Raw genomic sequence first — 16,405 nt, forward strand, 5'->3', positions numbered from 1 at the left:
AAGCGGCGGCGCGTCAAGCCACGCCGCTCAGAAGTTGCGCATTGCCGCCCGAGGCGGTGGTGTCGACGCAGACATGGCGCTCGTGGCAGACATGACCGGTGTCGGGCAATCCCGTGATCAGAGGGCGGATCGGCCCCGTCCGCTGCGCCAGCGCAGCATGCATCGCGCGGGCGGTGTCGTCCTCGCCCCACCAGAGGGCGCCATCGAGGGCCAGATCGGTCAGCCAGTCCGCCGGAACTTCCCCCTGTGCGACAACGGCCACGCCGCCAAGGTTCTCGACCGCCCGCGCTTGCGCCTTGGCGGCCTCTGCGCCGGGGCCGAGACACAGGATCGGGCCCCGTGCCAGCACGGTCAGGACGTTGGATTCCCCGGTCGGCCCCGGCAGGCTCGCCTTGCTGATCGCGCGGCCCGCGCCGGCCTTGGCCAAGGCCTTGTCCAGTCGCGTCCGATCGTCTTTTTCGGTCCACGTCGAGGCGTCGCCCTTGTCGGTGTGCGGGGCCGGGTGCTTGCGGAAGCGGTCAAGGTAATGCGGCCCGCCCGCCTTGGGGCCGGTGCCCGAAAGACCTTCGCCGCCAAAGGGCTGGCTGCCGACGATGGCGCCGATCTGGTTGCGGTTGACGTAGATGTTGCCCGCCTCGATGCGGTCGGACACGTGCTGCACGCGGTCGTCGATGCGGGTTTGCAGGCCGAAGGTCAGGCCGTATCCGGTATTGTTGATCGCGTCGATCACGGTGTCGATGTCCTTCGACTTGAAGGTTGCGATATGCAACACCGGACCGAACACCTCGCGCTCCATGTCGGCGATGCCCTTCACATTGATCAGGGTCGGCGGTACGAACGTGCCGCCACCGGGCAGGGGAAGGCGGTGCAGAACACGTCCTTCGGCTTCGGCGGCATCGACATAAGAGACGATGCCATCGCGCGCCTCGGCGTCGATCGCCGGGCCGACATCGTTGCCATATGCCCAGGGGTCGCCGATCACAAGCGCATCCATCGCGCCGGTCAGCATCTCGGTAAAGGGTTTGGCAATGTCCTCCTGCACATAAAGGCAACGCAGGGCGGAACACCGCTGGCCCGCGGATTGGAAGGCGGATTCCACGATGGCCTGCACGGCCTGTTCGGGCAGGGCGGTGCTGTCCACGATCATCGCGTTGAGGCCCCCGGTTTCGGCGATCAGGGGCGCGCCGGGGTCAAGATGCTTTGCCATGCTGCGATGGATGATCTGCGCGGTCTCGGTCGATCCGGTGAAGGCCACACCCTTGACGGCGGGGTTCGAGGTCAGCGCCGCACCGACATCTCCGGCGCCGGGCAGAAGCTGCAGGGCCGAACGCGGCACACCGGCTTCGTGCAGCAACTGCGTGGCCCGGTGCGCGATCAGCGGCGTCTGTTCGGCGGGCTTCGCCAGAACGGCATTTCCGGCCGCCAGGGCGGCAGAGACCTGGCCGGTGAAAATGGCGAGCGGAAAGTTCCAGGGGCTGATACAGGCGAAAACGCCTTGCGGATCGGGCCCCTCGGAGCGGGCCGCGTAAAATCGCAGGAAATCCACCGCTTCGCGCAGTTCGGCAATCACGTCAGGCAGGGATTTCCCGGCTTCACGCGCGGTCAGGGCAAAGAGTTCGCCGTAATGCTCTTCGTAAAGGTCGGCGGCGCGGTTCAGGACCTCGGCCCGCTCTTGTGCTGATGCAGCCCAGGGCGAGGCCACCGCGCATGCGGCGGCAACCGTGTCCGGGCTGGCCCAGGTGATCTGGCCCACAATGTCTCCCGGTCGCGCCGGGTTGATGATGGACGTGGCATCCCCCACCTCGGCCTCTGTGGCCAAAAGCGGCGCTGCCTCCCACCGGGCGGTTGCAAACGGCGCGCGGGCGTCTTCGATGGCGGCGCGGGTCGGCCGGTGCGTCAGGTCCCAGCCCTCGGAGTTGGGGCGCTCGGGCGCAAAAAGCTCTGGCCCCGTGGCAAGATCGGGGGTTCCGGACTGGTCGAACGGGTCGCTCGCGACAGTCGCGGGCGGGACGTCCTCGTCCACGATCTGGTTGACGAACGAGGAATTCGCTCCGTTTTCAAGCAGACGGCGCACCAGGTAGGCCAGCAGGTCGCGATGCGCGCCGACCGGCGCGTAGATCCGGCATCGCGTGCCTTCCGCGCTCTTGACGATATCGTGCAGGGCTTCGCCCATGCCGTGAAGACGCTGGAATTCGAAGGCGGACCGGTCGGTCGCCATGTGCAGGATCGCTGCAACTGTATGGGCGTTGTGGGTCGCGAATTGCGGGTAGATGCGATCGGTCATGCCCAGCAATTTGCGCGCGTTTGCGATATAGCTGATGTCGGTGTGATGCTTGGCGGTGAAGACCGGAAACCCCGGCAGCCCGGCAACCTGCGCGCGCTTGATCTCGGTGTCCCAGTAGGCACCCTTGACCAGCCGGACCATGATCTTGCGGTCAAGCCGTTCGGCCAGCGCATAGAGCCAGTCGAGCACATGGCCGGCGCGTTGACCATAGGCCTGCACGACCACGCCGAACCCGTCCCAGCCCTTGAGCGAGGGCTCCGACAGCACGGTCTCGATCACGTCAAGCGAGATCGACAGGCGGTCCGCCTCTTCCGCGTCGATGTTGAGCCCGATGCCGGCCGAGCGGGCCAATTGTGCCAACGTGCGCAGACGCGGCACGATCTCGTTCATGACGGTGTCGTGCTGGGCTTCCTCATAGCGCGGATGCAGCGCAGACAGCTTGACCGAAATGCCCGGATTTTCGCGGATATCCTTGGATTTGGCCGCCTCGGCAATGGCGCTGATGGCGCGCGAATAGGACAGGTGGTAGCGCCGCGCATCCGCTTCGGTGCGGGCCGCTTCGCCCAGCATGTCATAGGAATAGGTGTAGCCCTTGCGCTCCATCTTCGCGGCGCGGGTCATCGCGGACTGGATGGTTTCGCCCAGTACGAATTGCGCGCCCATCTCCTTCATCGCGCGGCCCACGGCGGTCCGGATGACGGGTTCGCCCAGCCGCTTGATCGCGCCGCGCAGATGCCCCACCGGGCCGGGGTGGTCGTCCCGAAGCACCTTGCCGGTGAGCATCAGCGCCCAGGTCGATGCGTTCACCAGAGGAGAGGTGCTTTCGCCCAGATGGCTGGCCCAGTTCGAGGGCGCGATCTTGTCTTCGATCAGCGCGTCGATGGTCGCGGCATCCGGCACCCGCAGCAGGGCCTCGGCCAGGCACATCAGCGCGATGCCTTCCTCGGTCGACAGACCGTATTCGCTGAGGAAGACCTCCATCATGCCGGGGCGCGCATCCTCGCGAATGGCTGTCACCAGCTTGGTTGCGCGGGATTTGATCTCGGCCCTGTCCTCCTGTGACAGCTGTGCTGTGCCGCGCAATTGCTCGATCACGGGGCGCTCGGCGGCATAGGTGTTTTCGTCAATCAGGGGGCGCAGGTTGGGGAACACATCACGTGGCATGGCGGACTCCAGTCATTTGCGCTATGGTATCGCGGGATCGACAGGCTAAATTACGGAATTTTGCAGTATTGCAAACCAAACAACCTATTTTGTTCGCAGGAGCAGGCCAAATGGATATTTCCGAACTTGACAGATTCGACCGTGCAATCCTGCAGGAACTGGCCCGCGAAGGGCGCATCTCGATTACTGAACTGTCCCGCAGGATCGGTTTGTCAAAGTCCCCGACCCAGACACGGCTGCGCCGGCTGGAAGAGATCGGCGCCATCCGGGGGTACCGGGCCCTGCTTGATCCGATCCGACTGGGCCTCGATCACATCGCCTTCGTCGAGGTGAAGATGACCCATACCCGCGAAGCTGCTTTGGCCGCCTTCAACGAGGCCGTTGCCAAGATTCCAGAGATCGAGCAGGCGCATCTGATCGCCGGAAATTTCGATTACCTGCTGAAGGTGCGCACGGCGGACATGCCCAGCTATCGCCAGGTCCTGGCGGAAAAGATCTCGACCCTGCCGCATGTCGCCTCGACCTCGACCTATGTCGCGATGCAGGCCGTCAAGGAAGAGACCTTCGGGAACGTGACTTGACCGCAGCCGACGGACCCTGCCTAATGATTCCATGCGCATGATCTTGTCAGCATTGGCCCTTTGTTCGGCACAGGCCGCAGCGGCGGAAGGATGTCCGGAGGCTCCGGATCATTCGGCGGCGCTCGACACCCTTTACGCCGAGGTGCAGGGCGCGCCGAACGAGATGGTCGCGCGCGGCTTTTCCAACCAGATGTGGGAGTTGTGGCTCGATGCGCCGGACGAGCCGTCGCAGATGATGCTCGACGCCGCACAACGCGCCATGCGGGTGGGTGATTACCTGCGTGCGCAGGATCGGTTGAACGCGCTGGTCTCGTATTGTCCGTTCTATGCCGAGGGCTACAACCAGCGGGCGCTCCTGAACTATCTCAGAGGTGATTACCCCGCGGTTCTGCCCGACCTGGATCAGGCGATCGCGCTCAGCCCGCGTCACACCGGCGCACTGACCGGCAAGGCCCTGACCCTGATCGCGCTGGGCCGCGACGCCGAGGCGCAGGTGGTTCTGAAAGACGCCGTCGCACTGAACCCCTGGCTGAGCGAGCGCGCGCTGATCACGCCACCCCAAGGCGACGACATCTGATTGCGCCGCTTTTCGGCAGACACGCCGCCCGAACCTGCGTTGACACATTGTTTTCGCCAGACGCCCCGGCTAGGAATATGCCAGAGCGGGCGTGATGGAATGGTAGACATATCGGACTTAAAATCCGAAGGCCTCAGCGCCGTGTGGGTTCGAGTCCCACCGCCCGCACCAAGCCATGCTTCCGGCGCGGTCCCAAGAATGGACCGGGCGCTCAACCCAGGTAGGTTCGCTCTGAAAGGTCAGTCCTTGAAAGGGCCTTGCGACAGGCGGTCAGGAACGTGGCCTCTGCATCGGACTGGCGGCGGCTTGGGTTGCTGATCAGGAAGATGTCGACCTGCGGCAGATCGTGATACGGCGGCACCTGACGAAGCCGTCCGGCCTCGACATCGCGTTCAGCGACGTGCAGGGGCAGGGCCCCGATGCCGATATTGGCCATGATCATGCGCCGGATTTCATTGAGGCTGGAAGACACGCCGCGCCAGCTGTTGGCAAGACCAAGCTTTGCGCGCAGGCGCGATATGGCCTCGAGGGGTTTGCCCTCGGCCTCGGTCTGGAAGGCAACAAAAGGTTCGCCTCTGAGGTCGTCGGGCAAGATTTCCGGGGCATGAAACAGCGGATGGCGTGCGCCGCAATACAGACCAAAATACTCGCGATACAGCACAAGCGAATCGAGGTTCTGCGGCATCTTCGAGAGCAGGCAGATTCCAAGGCTTGCCCGGTTCTGGGAAATCATCGTTGCAACGTCATCGCTTTCATTGACCGAGAATGAATAGGTGACATGGGGGTGCGACTTTGAGAATGCATTCAGGATTTCGTCGAAATGTTCGGACACCACAGAGCTGGTTATCGCGATGGAAAGGTGACCGCGCAGTTCGGCCTCGTCGATTTCGAGAAGCGACGGCAGCTGCGAGATGGATCCGAAGATTTTCGCGCATTCGGTATAAAGCACCTGACCGGGCCTCGTGATCGTGAATTCATTGGGTTTGCGAATGATCAACTGCGTGCCGGCGGAGTATTCAAGACGCTTGAGCGCGGCCGATACGGTGGGCTGCTTCAGGCCAAGGAAATCCGCCGCTTTCGAGATGCCGCGCTGTTCGACCACCACCATGAAGGTGCGCAGCAGATTCCAGTCGAGGTTCCAGGGGAAGCGTTGTTGTTGCGGAAGGCTCATAAATCTGATCTATAATGAACGTAGCTTATATTTATTTGCGCGATGGGCTGGCGCCATGCAAGTCTTTTTGAACAGCGGGGTGAACCCGCGCCAGTTTCTTGGGCGCACAGCCATCCAGACAAACCAACATGGAGACCAACATGAATTCTCGCCGTATGATCCTCAAGACTGCCGTTGTCGCAGCGGGCTTTGCCGTGACCGGCCTGACTGCCGCCACGGCTGAAGAACTCGACACGCTCAAGGAAGAGGGCGTCATCCGTATCGCGATGTCCGGCGCCTATCCTCCGTTCAACTTCGTCAACGACCAGAACGAGGTTGTCGGCTTTGATGCGGCCATCGGAACCGAGATTGCCGAGCGCATGGGGCTTGAGGCCGAGATCATCACGACCGCCTGGGACGGGATCATCGGTGGCCTGCTGGCCAACAAGTACGATGCCATCGTAGGCTCGATGACCATCACCGAGGAACGCGACGAAGTTGTCGATTTCGTTGGACCCTATTATTCCGACAAACGCGCCATCTTTTCGCAGCCCGGCTCCGGCATCAGCAGCCTGGATGACCTCGAAGGCAAGCGCGTCGGTCTGACCCTTGGCGAAACCCACGAAGATTGGGCGCGCGAGCGGGGCTATGACATCAACACCTACAAGGGCCTTCCCGAGCTTCTGCTCGAGCTGGAAAACGGCCGTGTCGATGCCATCGTCAACGATTCCATCGCGGCCATCCTTGCGATGAACGAGAAGGGTCAGGAATACGAGATGTTTGCCGATCCGACGACCGAGCCGTTTGGGGCCGGGATCGCCATCCGCGAGGGAAATCCCGAGCTTGCCGCAGAAATGCAGGCGGCGCTGGATGCGATGATGGAAGACGGCACGTATCTCGAAATCGCGAATGAGTGGGTTGGCGCCGATATCCGCTGATCTTTTCCGGCTCCCGCCCCAACCGGTTGGGAGCCCGTGCAGACAATGTCCTGCCATCGTGACGAGATGACGGGCTTTGCGACCATGCCGGGCGTGATCCCTCCCGAACCGCCAATCAGACAAGAGAGTGTGACATGGACATCGACCTGATGATGCGGGTCTATCCGTTTTTCCTGGACGCTGCCTGGGTCACGATCCAGCTGTCTCTCCTGACCGCGCTGCTGGGTCTGACCTGCGGCACGCTGGGGGCAGCGGCGCGGCTGTCGCGCCTTGCGGTTCTGCGCTTCCTTGGTGCGGCCTATGTCAGCCTGTTTCGCGGCACCCCCGCCCTGATCCAGCTGTTCATCCTGTACTTCGGCGGTCCACAGATCGGCATTCAGCTGGATGCCTTCGAGGCCGGGGTGATCGGTCTGGGCATCAACGCCGGGGCCTACATGACCGAAACCATCCGCGGCGCCATCATCTCGATCGACAAGGGCCAGCGAGAGGCGGCGCGCACCCTCGGGCTGAGCCAGTGGCAGGCGACCTACAAGGTGATCCTGCCGCAAGCCGCGCGCCTGATGGTGCGGCCCTTGGGGGTGAACATGAACATGCTCATCAAGGCGACCGCGCTGGTGGCCGCGATTTCCGTGGTCGAACTGACCTACACAGCGCAGCGCTATATCGGATCGACCTACAAGCCCTTCGAGATGTTCCTGCTGGCAGGGCTGCTTTACATGATCATCATCTACGTGACCGGACGGGCCGTGGCCTGGCTGGATCGCAAGGTGCAGATCACCTGACCGGGAAGGGATACGCAGATGGGTCTCGACTTTACGGTTGTTCCCGCACACATCGACATCATCCTGCTGGGCTGTCTCTGGACGATCGCAATCGCCGTCGCTGCCGCCGTCCTGAGCTTTTTCGGCGGGATCGTCTTTGCGGTGATCGCGCTTTACGGGCCGTGGATCATCCGCCTGCCGTTCCGGTTGCTCGAATGGGTGTTCATGGGCACGCCGCTGCTGTTGCAATTGTTCCTGATCTATTTCGGGCTGGTTCAGATCGGCATTGACCTGCCGGCCTTCGTGGCCGGGATCATCGGGTTGGGGCTGCATTTCGCGGTCTACAATTCCGAACTGATCCAGACCGCGATCCTGTCGGTGGACAAGGGCCAGATGGAGGCCGCGCGCACCGTGGGGCTCAGCCGGGGTCAGGCACTGCGCAAGGTGGTGATCCCGCAGGCGGTGCGCGATGTGATCCCGCCCATCGGCAACAACATGATCGCGCTTCTCAAGGACAGTGCGCTGGTGTCGGTGATCGGTGTCAGCGAACTGACCCTGTCGGCACAGCGCGCCATCGGCGCGACCTACCGTCCGTTCGAATTCTACCTTGTCGCCGCGGCGTTCTACTACGTCATCAACCTTGGCATGGAATGGGTGCAGCGCCGGATCGAGCGCCGTATCTCGATCTCTCGCTGACCCAGGAGGCTGAACATGACCGACCAAAGCCATTTTGTCGAAATCCGCCACGCGCAGAAATCCTACGGTACGCTCGAAGTGCTCAAGGATATCAGCCTGAACGTCGAGCGCGGCCAGATCGTCGCCATCATCGGTCCGTCCGGGTCGGGCAAGTCCACGCTTCTGCGCGCAATCAACGATCTGGATTCCCTGACCGGCGGAGAGGTCTGGCTGGACGGGGTGCAGGTGAACAAGGACCTGCCGCACCGGCAGTATGAAAAGCACATCAACGCGATGCGGCAGGACATCGGGATGGTGTTCCAGCACTTCAACCTGTTCCCGCATCTGACGGCGCGGGAAAACGTCGTGATGGCGCCGAAGATGCTCAAGGGCTTGTCGAAAGAGGCGGCGGACAAACTGGCCGAAGAACAGCTTGAAAAGGTCGGGATGCTGGACCGGATCGACTATTACCCGTCGCGCCTGTCGGGCGGGCAGAAGCAGCGTGTTGCCATCGCCCGCGCATTGGCGATGAAGCCCAAGCTGATGCTCTTTGACGAGGCGACCTCGGCGCTCGATCCTGAACTGGTGGACGAGGTCAACATGGTGATGAAAAAGCTGGCCGAAGAACACATGACGATGATCATCGTCACCCACGAGATGGATTTCGCCGCCTCGGTCTGTGACCGCGTTTTGTTCATGGACCAAGGCGTGGTGGTCGAGGAAGGACCACCCGAAATCGTGTTCAGGAAACCCACCAAGGACCGCACCCGCGAATTTCTTCGCAAACATCTGGCAGGTGTCGCGTGACTGAAGCGCCTTCGTATCTGTTCTATCAATCCCGCAACCCGCGCCCGTTCCTGGATCGCGGCGAGGGGATCTACCTCTTCGACGAATCCGGCAAGCGCTATATCGACGGGTCGTCCGGCGCGATGGTGTCCAATATCGGCCACTCCAACCCGCGCGTCCTCGCCAAGATCAAGGCGCAGATGGACAAGGCGACCTTTGGCTACCGCCTGCATTTCCGCACTCATCCATCCGAGGATCTGGCCGCCAAGACGGTTGAGATGACGCCCGACGGTCTGGACCGCGTGTTTTTTGTCTCGGGCGGGTCCGAGGCGGTGGAAAGCGCCGTCAAGCTGGCCCGGCAATATGCCGTCACCCAAGGGCAGGGATCGCGCTACAAGGTGATCTCGCGGTTTCCGTCCTATCACGGCTGCACCTTCGGGGCGCTCGACCTGACCGGGTACGCGCCGCTGCGCGAACCGTTCGCTCCGATGATGCCGGGCATGCCCAAGGTCGCGTCCCCTGCGACCTATCTCGACCGCGACAACCTCACCGAAGAGGCGCGCGGGCTGAAATACGCAGAACTGTTGCGCGACAAGATCATCGAAGAGGGGCCGGACACCGTGCTGGCCTTCATCATGGAGCCGGTGGGCGGCGCGTCGACCGGTGCGCTGGTCGCACCTGACAGCTATTACGCCCGCGTCCGCGAAATCTGCGACGAGTTCGGCGTTCTGCTGATCTATGACGAGGTCATGACCGGCGCGGGCCGCACGGGCAAATTCCTCGCTGCCGAGCATTGGGGGATCATCCCGGACATCGTCGCGCTGTCCAAGGGGTTCGGCGCGGGCTATGCGCCGCTGGGCGCGATTGTCGCGGGTGCCCGGCTGGTCGAGCCGGTGCTGGACGCAGGCGGTTTCCTGCACGGCTTTACCTATGCCGGCAACCCCTTGGCCTGTTCCGCCGGGCTGGCCGTGCTCGAGGAATTGCAGGACCAGAACCTGATCGAGAACGCCGCCCGCATGGGGGACGTTCTGATGGACGAACTGCGCGCCCTGATGGCCCGCTACCCGTTCATCGGCGACGTGCGCGGCAAGGGCTTGCTGACCGCGTTCGAGTTTGTCTCGGACCGCAGCACGATGGAACCGCTCGATCCGGCGTTGCAGGCGCATTCGCGGCTGGTGGAACTGGCCTATGATCGGGGGCTGATACTTTATTCGCGGCGCACGCGGGGGGGCACATCGGGCGATCACTTCCTCGTCGCGCCGCCGCTGATCATCACGCGAGACCAGATCACCGAGATGATGGTGATCCTGCGCGATGCGCTGGATGCCTTCGCGCTCGAGATCGGCCTGCCGGTCGAGGACGCCGCGTGAGACTGCCCGACAAGACCAGTGATATCGAAGACGCCATCGCCGGGATCAAGGATTGCGATACGGTGATGATCGGCGGTTTCGGCGTGCCCGGCACTCCGATGACCCTGATCCACGCGCTGGTCGATCACGGGGCGCGCAACCTGACCCTGATCAAGAACGACGCCAACGAGCCGGGCATGGGCATCGACCATCTGCTGCAAAACGGGCAGGTGGCTCGGCTGATCACGACCCATCTGGGGCTGAACAGCCATGCCATCGGGTTGATGAACTCCGGCGCGATCAAGGTCGAGTTCAACGCGCAAGGCATCCTCGCCGAACGCATCCGCGCCGGTGGGGCTGGGCTGGGCGCCGTGCTCAGCGATATCGGCATCGGCACCGAACTGGCGGCGGGCAAGCAGGTGGTCGAAATGAACGGCACACCGTATCTGGTCGAACCGGCGCTGCGCGCCGATGTGGCGCTGATCCATGCCGACAGGGCGGACGTGTTCGGCAACCTTGCCTATGTTGGCACGGCGCAGAACTTCAACCCGCTGATGGCGATGGCCGCCCGCCGAGTGATTGTCGAGGCCGAGGCGGTTCTGCCACTGGGCGGGATCAACGCGAATGATGTGCATACCCCCGGTGTCTTTGTCGATCACGTGGTCGAACTGAAAACCCTGTCCAAGGAATACGCCGTTGTCCAACGCTAGGGAACGCATGGTCGCCCGCGCCGCGCGCGAGATCGCACCGGGCATGGTGGTTAATCTGGGGATTGGCCTGCCGACGCAGGTGGTCAACCATCTGGTGTCCGATTTTCCGGTTTGCCTGCATACGGAAAACGGCCTGACCGGGATCGGACCCGCCAAGGGATACGATACCGCCGACCGTAACCTGATCGACGCAGGTGGCGCCTATGTCTCGACCGTGCCGGGATCGGCCTGTTTCGACAGCGCCACGAGTTTCGCCATCGTACGGTCCGGGCGGCTGGACCTGACGATGCTCGGCGCGTTCGAGGTCAGCGCCACGGGTGATCTGGCCAACTGGAAGATCCCCGGCAAGTTCAGCCCCGGTGCAGGCGGCGGGATTGAACTGGCGCAGAAGGCCCGCCGGGTGGTGGTGCTGACCAGCCATACGGATCGCGCGGGAAATCCCAAGCTGAAGCAGGCCTGCGCGCTGCCTTTGACGGCGCGCGGCTGCGTGGAACGCATTTTCACCGACATGGCCGTGATCGACGTGACCCCTCAGGGCTTTGGACTGGTCGAAACCGCAGAGGGGATCAGCGTTGCCGAGGTCGCCGAGGCGACCGGCGCGCCGCTGATCCTGCCCGAAGCTGCCGTGCCGACATTCTGAGGCCCGACATGCAAGACGACCTGAAAACCCGCCTGTGTGATGCCGTTGATGCCGGATTTGACCGGCAGGTGGCATTCCTGTCCGAGCTGACCGCGCATCCCTCGACCCGTGGCAACGAACAATCGGCACAGGGTTTCATGGCCGGCGAACTGACCGCGCGGGGTTACGAGGTGGATCGCTGGCAGATCGACATCGCGGATATCCAGCACCTGCCGGGCTTTTCCCCGGTGATCGGCCCCTATGAAGACGCGGTCAATGTGGTGGGCACCCATCGCGCCCGCTCCGACACTGGCCGGTCGCTGATCCTCAACGGTCATATCGATGTGGTGCCTGCTGGCCCGCTGGACATGTGGGACAGCCCACCCTTCGAGCCGCGTGTGGCGGATGGCTGGCTTTACGGGCGTGGCGGTGGCGACATGAAGGCGGGGCTGGCGTCGAACCTCTTTGCGCTGGACGCGCTGACGGCGTGCGGACTGGCCCCCGGTGGCGACGTGTTCTTTCAGTCGGTGGTCGAAGAGGAATGTACCGGCAATGGCGCGCTGGCCTGTCTGGCGCGCGGGTATAAAGCCGACGCGGCCTTGATCCCCGAACCTTTTGCCGAACATCTGGTCACCGCGCAGCTGGGGGTGCTCTGGTTTCAGGTCCACCTCAAGGGGCTGCCCACCCATGTCGCCTATGCTGGCACCGGGTCGAACGCGATTGAAGCGGCCATCCCTCTGATCCAGGCATTGCACGAGATGGAGCATCGCTGGAACGCCGTCGAACACCGCCCCGACGATTACGCCCATGCGGAACATGCGCTCAACCTGAACATCGGCAGGATCCAGGGCGGTGACTGGACAAGCTCCGTGCCCGCATGGTGTGTCTTCGACGTGCGCATGGGGCTCTTTCCGGGCCAGTCCATCGACGCGGCCAAGGCCGAGATCGAACAGGTCATCCTTGATGCCGCGCGGGGCAACGCGTTCCTGCGCAATTCATTGCCCGAGATTGTCTATCACGGCTTTCACGCCGAAGGCTACGCGCTGTCGCAGGACAGCTCCGACCGGGCGGCATCCGCGATCACCGCGCTGGAGACGGCGCATCACTTGGCCACCGGCACGGCACTGGAGCGTGCGGCGATCACTGCCACAACCGACGCGCGGTTCTTTGGCCTTTATGCCGACACGCCCGCGTTGGTCTACGGGCCACGCGCCGAGGCCATCCACGGCTTCAACGAGCGTGTCGATCTGGAAAGTGTCCGCCGCGTGACAAAAGCCACCGCCATGTTCATCGCCGACTGGTGCGGCACGGAGGAGGTCTGATCCATGCGCGACGCCGTCATCGTGTCCACCGCCCGCACGCCCATCGGCAAGGCCTATCGCGGGGCGTTCAACAATCTCGAAGCGCCGAGCCTTGCCGCGCACGCGGTCAAGGCCGCGCTGGACCGCGCCGGGCTGAGCGGTGGTGAGGTCGAGGAGGCGGTGTTCGGGTCCGCCCTGACGCAGGGCACATCGGGCGTCAACGTGGCGCGGCATATCGTGCAGGCGGCCGCACTTCCCGACAGCGTGGCCGGGGCGACGGTGGACCGCCAATGCGCCTCGGGCCTCAACGCCATCGCCATCGCGTCGCACATGATACGCTGCGAACAGGTCGACATTGCGCTGGCGGGTGGGCTGGAAAGTATTTCGCTGGTCCAGAACGTCCATTGGAACGGTCATCGCTACCGTGATCCGAACGCGCCAGACGCCTATTACCTCAGCATGCTGGAGACTGCCGAGGTGGTAGCCGCTCGCTACGGCGTGACGCGTGCCGCGCAGGATGCCTACGCGCTGCAAAGCCAGCAACGCACCGCCCGTGCCCAAGAGGCGGGTCTGTTCGAGGACGAGATCGTGCCCGTCGATGCGGTGAAGATCGTGACCAACAAGGCCACGGGGGAGACCAGCGAACAGCAGGTGCGGCTAATCCGGGACGAATGCAACCGGCCCGACACCACGGCAGAGGGGCTGGCCAAGCTGGGCGCGGTCCTCGGCGAGGACAAGACCGTGACCGCAGGCAATGCAAGCCAGTTGTCGGACGGGGCCGCAGCGCTTGTCGTGATGGAGGCTGACGAGGCCGCGCGCCGTGGGTTGACCCCGCTGGGCGCGCTCCGCGGCTTTGCAGTTGCCGGCGTGGCACCCGAGGAGATGGGCATCGGCCCGGTCATCGCCATTCCACGGCTGCTCGACCGTGCGGGGCTGGGCATTGCCGACATCGACCTGTGGGAAATCAACGAGGCGTTTGCCGCGCAGCTGCTTTATTGCCGCGACCACCTTGGCATTCCGGACGACCGGTTGAACGTGAACGGCGGGGCGATTGCGATTGGCCACCCTTACGGCATGTCCGGTGCTCGGATGGCCGGGCATCTCCTGCTCGAGGGGCGACGGCGTGGCGCGAAATGGGGTGTGGTGTCGATGTGTGTCGGCGGCGGGCAGGGTGCCGCCGGTTTGTTCGAAATCTTCTGAAGGCCAAGCCATGACTGTTCTGACCAAGATCCAAATCCATGACCTGACCGCGCTGCGGCATGCGCTGCACCGCCGACCGGAAATCTCGGGCGAAGAGGCCGAGACCGCGGACCGCATCGCGCAGGAGCTTGAGGCTTTGGGGGCAGATCGGATCTGGCGTCAGCTTGGCGGGCATGGCGTCGCGGCGGAATTCGCCGGGGCGGAAGAGGGTCCAACGGTGCTTTTGCGCTGTGAACTTGACGGGCTGCCGATCCTCGAGATTTCCGATCTGCCCTACAGGTCCGAGGTCGAGGGCAAGGGCCACCTGTGCGGCCATGACGGGCACATGGTGTCCCTTCTGGGCGTGGCAACCGGCCTTGCCAGACGTCCTGCAAAAGGCCGCGTGATCCTGTTGTTCCAGCCAGCCGAAGAAACCGGCGCCGGTGCCAAGGCGGTGATCGAAGACCCGCGCTGGCCCGAAATTCGACCTGATGTCGCCTTTGCCTATCACAACGTGCCGGGCCGTCCCTTGGGCGAGATCGGCCTGCGGCCGGGGCCCGGCAATTGCGCGTCGCGCGGCATGCAGATCCTGCTCGAGGGCAAGAGCTCTCATGCCGCAGCGCCCGAAGACGGCGTGTCGCCCGGTCCGGCGATGGCGGCATTGATGCAGGCGCTGCCGGGGCTGGGCACCGGCGCCATCGGTGAAAAGGACTTCGCCCTGAGCACCCTGACCCATGCGTGGCTGGGCGAACCGACCTTCGGCATCGCGCCCGGACAAGGTGAACTGCGTGTGACCCTGCGCTGTATGACCGATGACCGGATGGAGGCGCTGGTTGCGGACGCTCAGGCGCTGGTGGACCAACATTGCGCGGATCTGTCGGTGGATATTGCATGGCACGACATCTTCCTGTCGGTGACCAACGACGCCGAGACGACCGAGATGGCACGGAAAGTCGCGCTTTCGCAGGACCGTCCGGTCCATGAGATGCCGACGCCCATGCGCTGGTCCGAGGATTTCGGCCGTATCGGTGGTGACGGCGCGCAAGCGACCATGCTCTATGTCGGCGCGGGCGAGAACCATCCGCAATTGCACAATCCAGACTACGACTTCCCGGATGCGCTGATCCCGATCATGACGGACATGTTCCTCGGGATCGTCGATCACATTCTGGGTCGCGCGCAGGCCTGACCATGTCCGAGCCTGTCCCGAGTTCATGGTGCGAAATCCACCTGGACCGTATTTCAAGCAATCTTGAACTGACGCTTGGTCTGCTTCCCCAAGGCACAAGCCTTTGTGCGGTCATGAAGGCCGACGCCTATGGGCACGGCATAGACCGGGTTGTGCCCCTGCTGCTTGAACAGGGGGTGACGAAAATCGGCATCACATCGAACGCCGAAGCGCGCGCGGTGCGGATCGCCGGATTTGCCGGGCGACTGTTCCGGCTGCGCGCGGCGACTCCGCAGGAAGTCGAAAGCGCGTTGGTCGACGATGTCGAAGAACAGGTCGGCTCGCTTGTCGCGGCCAGACAGCTGCGCGATTCATTCGAAACCGGGCGCGCCCATGCAGGTGTGCATCTTTCCCTGAATGCGTGCGGCATGTCCCGCGACGGGCTTGAGGTCTCGACCGAGGCAGGTCAGGGGGACTGCCACGAAATCCTGAAGCTGATCGGGCCGCATGTTGTCGGAATATGTACCCATTTTCCAAGCAACGAGCCTATGCCCCTCCGGCAGAATGCGGACCTTTTTCATCAGCAGGTGGCGTGGCTCTTTGCCAATAGCGACCTCGATCGGTCAAAGGTTCTGGTCCATGCTGGCAGCAGTCTGACATTGCTCTCGGGTGCGCTGATCGAAACCGACATGTATCGCTGCGGCGCGCTGCTTTACGGTGTCTTGAATCGCGAGCAAGGGTTCCGCCCGACGATGGATCTCAGATCGCGCGTGGTCCACCTGGGCGACTATCCTAAGGGCGCCACAGTCGGGTACGATCGCGATTTCCTGCTGTCCGAGGACCGGCGCCTGGCCTGCGTTTCGATCGGCTATGCCGCAGGGTACAGCCGCATCGCCCAGGATCGCGGTGCGGTGTTGATCCGGGGATGTCCGGCGCCTGTCCTGGGCAAGGTTTCGATGAATTCGATCGTCGCGGATGTGACTGGAATTGCAGATGTTCAGGTCGGCGATGAAGCGACGGTGTTTGGATCGGACGGCACGGCCAGTGTCGATCCCGGAACGTCCGTCGAGCAGTTCGGTACCATTCTGCCGGATCTTTTTGCCGATTGGGGCATGAGAAATGCGAGGTTTTACCGCTAGCCTCGGTGGCAGGGCTTCGCAACG

Annotated in this window: 15 protein-coding genes and 1 tRNA gene; 14 read left to right on the top strand and 2 right to left on the bottom strand. The window is 63.5% G+C overall.

Features of this window, described 5'->3' with window-relative positions; genetic code table 11:
* Positions 1–13: 13 nt before the first annotated feature.
* Positions 14–3,448, bottom strand: coding sequence for a bifunctional proline dehydrogenase/L-glutamate gamma-semialdehyde dehydrogenase PutA (gene putA / locus LCF60_RS03405; RefSeq protein WP_292289645.1), 3,435 nt, complete (start codon positions 3,446–3,448; stop codon positions 14–16).
* A gap of 110 nt (positions 3,449–3,558) precedes the next feature.
* Between putA and LCF60_RS03410 the strand changes: the two genes are divergently transcribed.
* The 3 genes from LCF60_RS03410 (at position 3,559) to LCF60_RS03420 (ending at position 4,777) form a co-directional block, all read left to right on the top strand.
* A complete protein-coding gene (locus tag LCF60_RS03410; protein WP_292289646.1) occupies positions 3,559–4,029 on the top strand; it encodes an Lrp/AsnC ligand binding domain-containing protein in 471 nt (156 codons plus the stop codon).
* Between the two features lie 31 nt (positions 4,030–4,060).
* Positions 4,061–4,606 (top strand): tetratricopeptide repeat protein, encoded by a 546-nt coding sequence (locus tag LCF60_RS03415; protein WP_292289648.1) that lies wholly within the window; start codon positions 4,061–4,063, stop codon positions 4,604–4,606.
* An 85-nt stretch (positions 4,607–4,691) separates the two neighbouring features.
* Positions 4,692–4,777, top strand: a tRNA-Leu gene (locus LCF60_RS03420).
* Between the two features lie 40 nt (positions 4,778–4,817).
* Here the strand turns inward: LCF60_RS03420 and LCF60_RS03425 are convergent.
* Positions 4,818–5,777, bottom strand: a complete 960-nt coding sequence (locus tag LCF60_RS03425; protein ID WP_292289649.1) for a LysR family transcriptional regulator — start codon at positions 5,775–5,777, stop codon at positions 4,818–4,820.
* 140 nt (positions 5,778–5,917) lie between these two features.
* Between LCF60_RS03425 and LCF60_RS03430 the strand changes: the two genes are divergently transcribed.
* The 11 genes from LCF60_RS03430 (at position 5,918) to alr (ending at position 16,381) form a co-directional block, all read left to right on the top strand.
* Complete coding sequence (locus LCF60_RS03430; RefSeq protein ID WP_292289650.1) at positions 5,918–6,694, top strand: transporter substrate-binding domain-containing protein; 777 nt, start codon at positions 5,918–5,920, stop codon at positions 6,692–6,694.
* 134 nt (positions 6,695–6,828) lie between these two features.
* Positions 6,829–7,476, top strand: coding sequence for an amino acid ABC transporter permease (locus LCF60_RS03435; protein ID WP_292289652.1), 648 nt, complete (start codon positions 6,829–6,831; stop codon positions 7,474–7,476).
* 18 nt (positions 7,477–7,494) lie between these two features.
* Positions 7,495–8,151 (top strand): amino acid ABC transporter permease, encoded by a 657-nt coding sequence (locus tag LCF60_RS03440; protein ID WP_292289653.1) that lies wholly within the window; start codon positions 7,495–7,497, stop codon positions 8,149–8,151.
* Positions 8,152–8,166: 15 nt separating this feature from the next.
* Positions 8,167–8,937, top strand: a complete 771-nt coding sequence (locus tag LCF60_RS03445; RefSeq protein WP_292289655.1) for an amino acid ABC transporter ATP-binding protein — start codon at positions 8,167–8,169, stop codon at positions 8,935–8,937.
* Positions 8,934–10,286, top strand: coding sequence for an aspartate aminotransferase family protein (locus tag LCF60_RS03450; RefSeq protein WP_292289656.1), 1,353 nt, complete (start codon positions 8,934–8,936; stop codon positions 10,284–10,286). The genes LCF60_RS03445 and LCF60_RS03450 overlap by 4 nt, the downstream gene beginning before the upstream one ends.
* Entirely contained in the window at positions 10,283–10,975 is a 693-nt protein-coding gene (locus tag LCF60_RS03455) for a CoA transferase subunit A (protein ID WP_292289658.1), read from the top strand. The genes LCF60_RS03450 and LCF60_RS03455 overlap by 4 nt, the downstream gene beginning before the upstream one ends.
* Positions 10,962–11,615, top strand: coding sequence for a 3-oxoacid CoA-transferase subunit B (locus LCF60_RS03460; RefSeq protein WP_292289659.1), 654 nt, complete (start codon positions 10,962–10,964; stop codon positions 11,613–11,615). The genes LCF60_RS03455 and LCF60_RS03460 overlap by 14 nt, the downstream gene beginning before the upstream one ends.
* An 8-nt stretch (positions 11,616–11,623) precedes the next feature.
* Positions 11,624–12,916, top strand: a complete 1,293-nt coding sequence (locus LCF60_RS03465) for an ArgE/DapE family deacylase (protein ID WP_292289660.1) — start codon at positions 11,624–11,626, stop codon at positions 12,914–12,916.
* Between the two features lie 3 nt (positions 12,917–12,919).
* Positions 12,920–14,095, top strand: coding sequence for an acetyl-CoA C-acyltransferase (locus tag LCF60_RS03470; RefSeq protein WP_292289661.1), 1,176 nt, complete (start codon positions 12,920–12,922; stop codon positions 14,093–14,095).
* Positions 14,096–14,105: 10 nt separating this feature from the next.
* Positions 14,106–15,263 carry an amidohydrolase gene (locus tag LCF60_RS03475; protein WP_363318378.1) on the top strand — a complete coding sequence of 386 codons (1,158 nt, stop codon included), beginning with the start codon at positions 14,106–14,108 and terminating at the stop codon, positions 15,261–15,263.
* Between the two features lie 2 nt (positions 15,264–15,265).
* Positions 15,266–16,381, top strand: a complete 1,116-nt coding sequence (gene alr / locus LCF60_RS03480; protein WP_292289663.1) for an alanine racemase — start codon at positions 15,266–15,268, stop codon at positions 16,379–16,381.
* The last annotated feature ends 24 nt before the right edge of the window (positions 16,382–16,405 follow it).

Origin of the sequence: Marivita sp. (assembly GCF_020055635.1) — a bacterium.
Taxonomy (GTDB): domain Bacteria; phylum Pseudomonadota; class Alphaproteobacteria; order Rhodobacterales; family Rhodobacteraceae; genus Marivita.

Excerpts from the sequence above, each read along its gene's own strand:
- LCF60_RS03475 (WP_363318378.1), top strand. The coding sequence starts at position 14,106 with ATGACTGTTCTGACCAAGATCCAAATCCATGACCTGACCGCGCTGCGG.
- LCF60_RS03410 (WP_292289646.1), top strand. The coding sequence starts at position 3,559 with ATGGATATTTCCGAACTTGACAGATTCGACCGTGCAATCCTGCAGGAA.
- LCF60_RS03425 (WP_292289649.1), bottom strand. The coding sequence starts at position 5,777 with ATGAGCCTTCCGCAACAACAACGCTTCCCCTGGAACCTCGACTGGAAT.
- LCF60_RS03430 (WP_292289650.1), top strand. The coding sequence starts at position 5,918 with ATGAATTCTCGCCGTATGATCCTCAAGACTGCCGTTGTCGCAGCGGGC.
- LCF60_RS03465 (WP_292289660.1), top strand. The coding sequence starts at position 11,624 with ATGCAAGACGACCTGAAAACCCGCCTGTGTGATGCCGTTGATGCCGGA.
- LCF60_RS03440 (WP_292289653.1), top strand. The coding sequence starts at position 7,495 with ATGGGTCTCGACTTTACGGTTGTTCCCGCACACATCGACATCATCCTG.
- alr (WP_292289663.1), top strand. The coding sequence starts at position 15,266 with ATGTCCGAGCCTGTCCCGAGTTCATGGTGCGAAATCCACCTGGACCGT.
- LCF60_RS03470 (WP_292289661.1), top strand. The coding sequence starts at position 12,920 with ATGCGCGACGCCGTCATCGTGTCCACCGCCCGCACGCCCATCGGCAAG.
- LCF60_RS03445 (WP_292289655.1), top strand. The coding sequence starts at position 8,167 with ATGACCGACCAAAGCCATTTTGTCGAAATCCGCCACGCGCAGAAATCC.
- LCF60_RS03435 (WP_292289652.1), top strand. The coding sequence starts at position 6,829 with ATGGACATCGACCTGATGATGCGGGTCTATCCGTTTTTCCTGGACGCT.
- putA (WP_292289645.1), bottom strand. The coding sequence starts at position 3,448 with ATGCCACGTGATGTGTTCCCCAACCTGCGCCCCCTGATTGACGAAAAC.
- LCF60_RS03415 (WP_292289648.1), top strand. The coding sequence starts at position 4,061 with ATGCGCATGATCTTGTCAGCATTGGCCCTTTGTTCGGCACAGGCCGCA.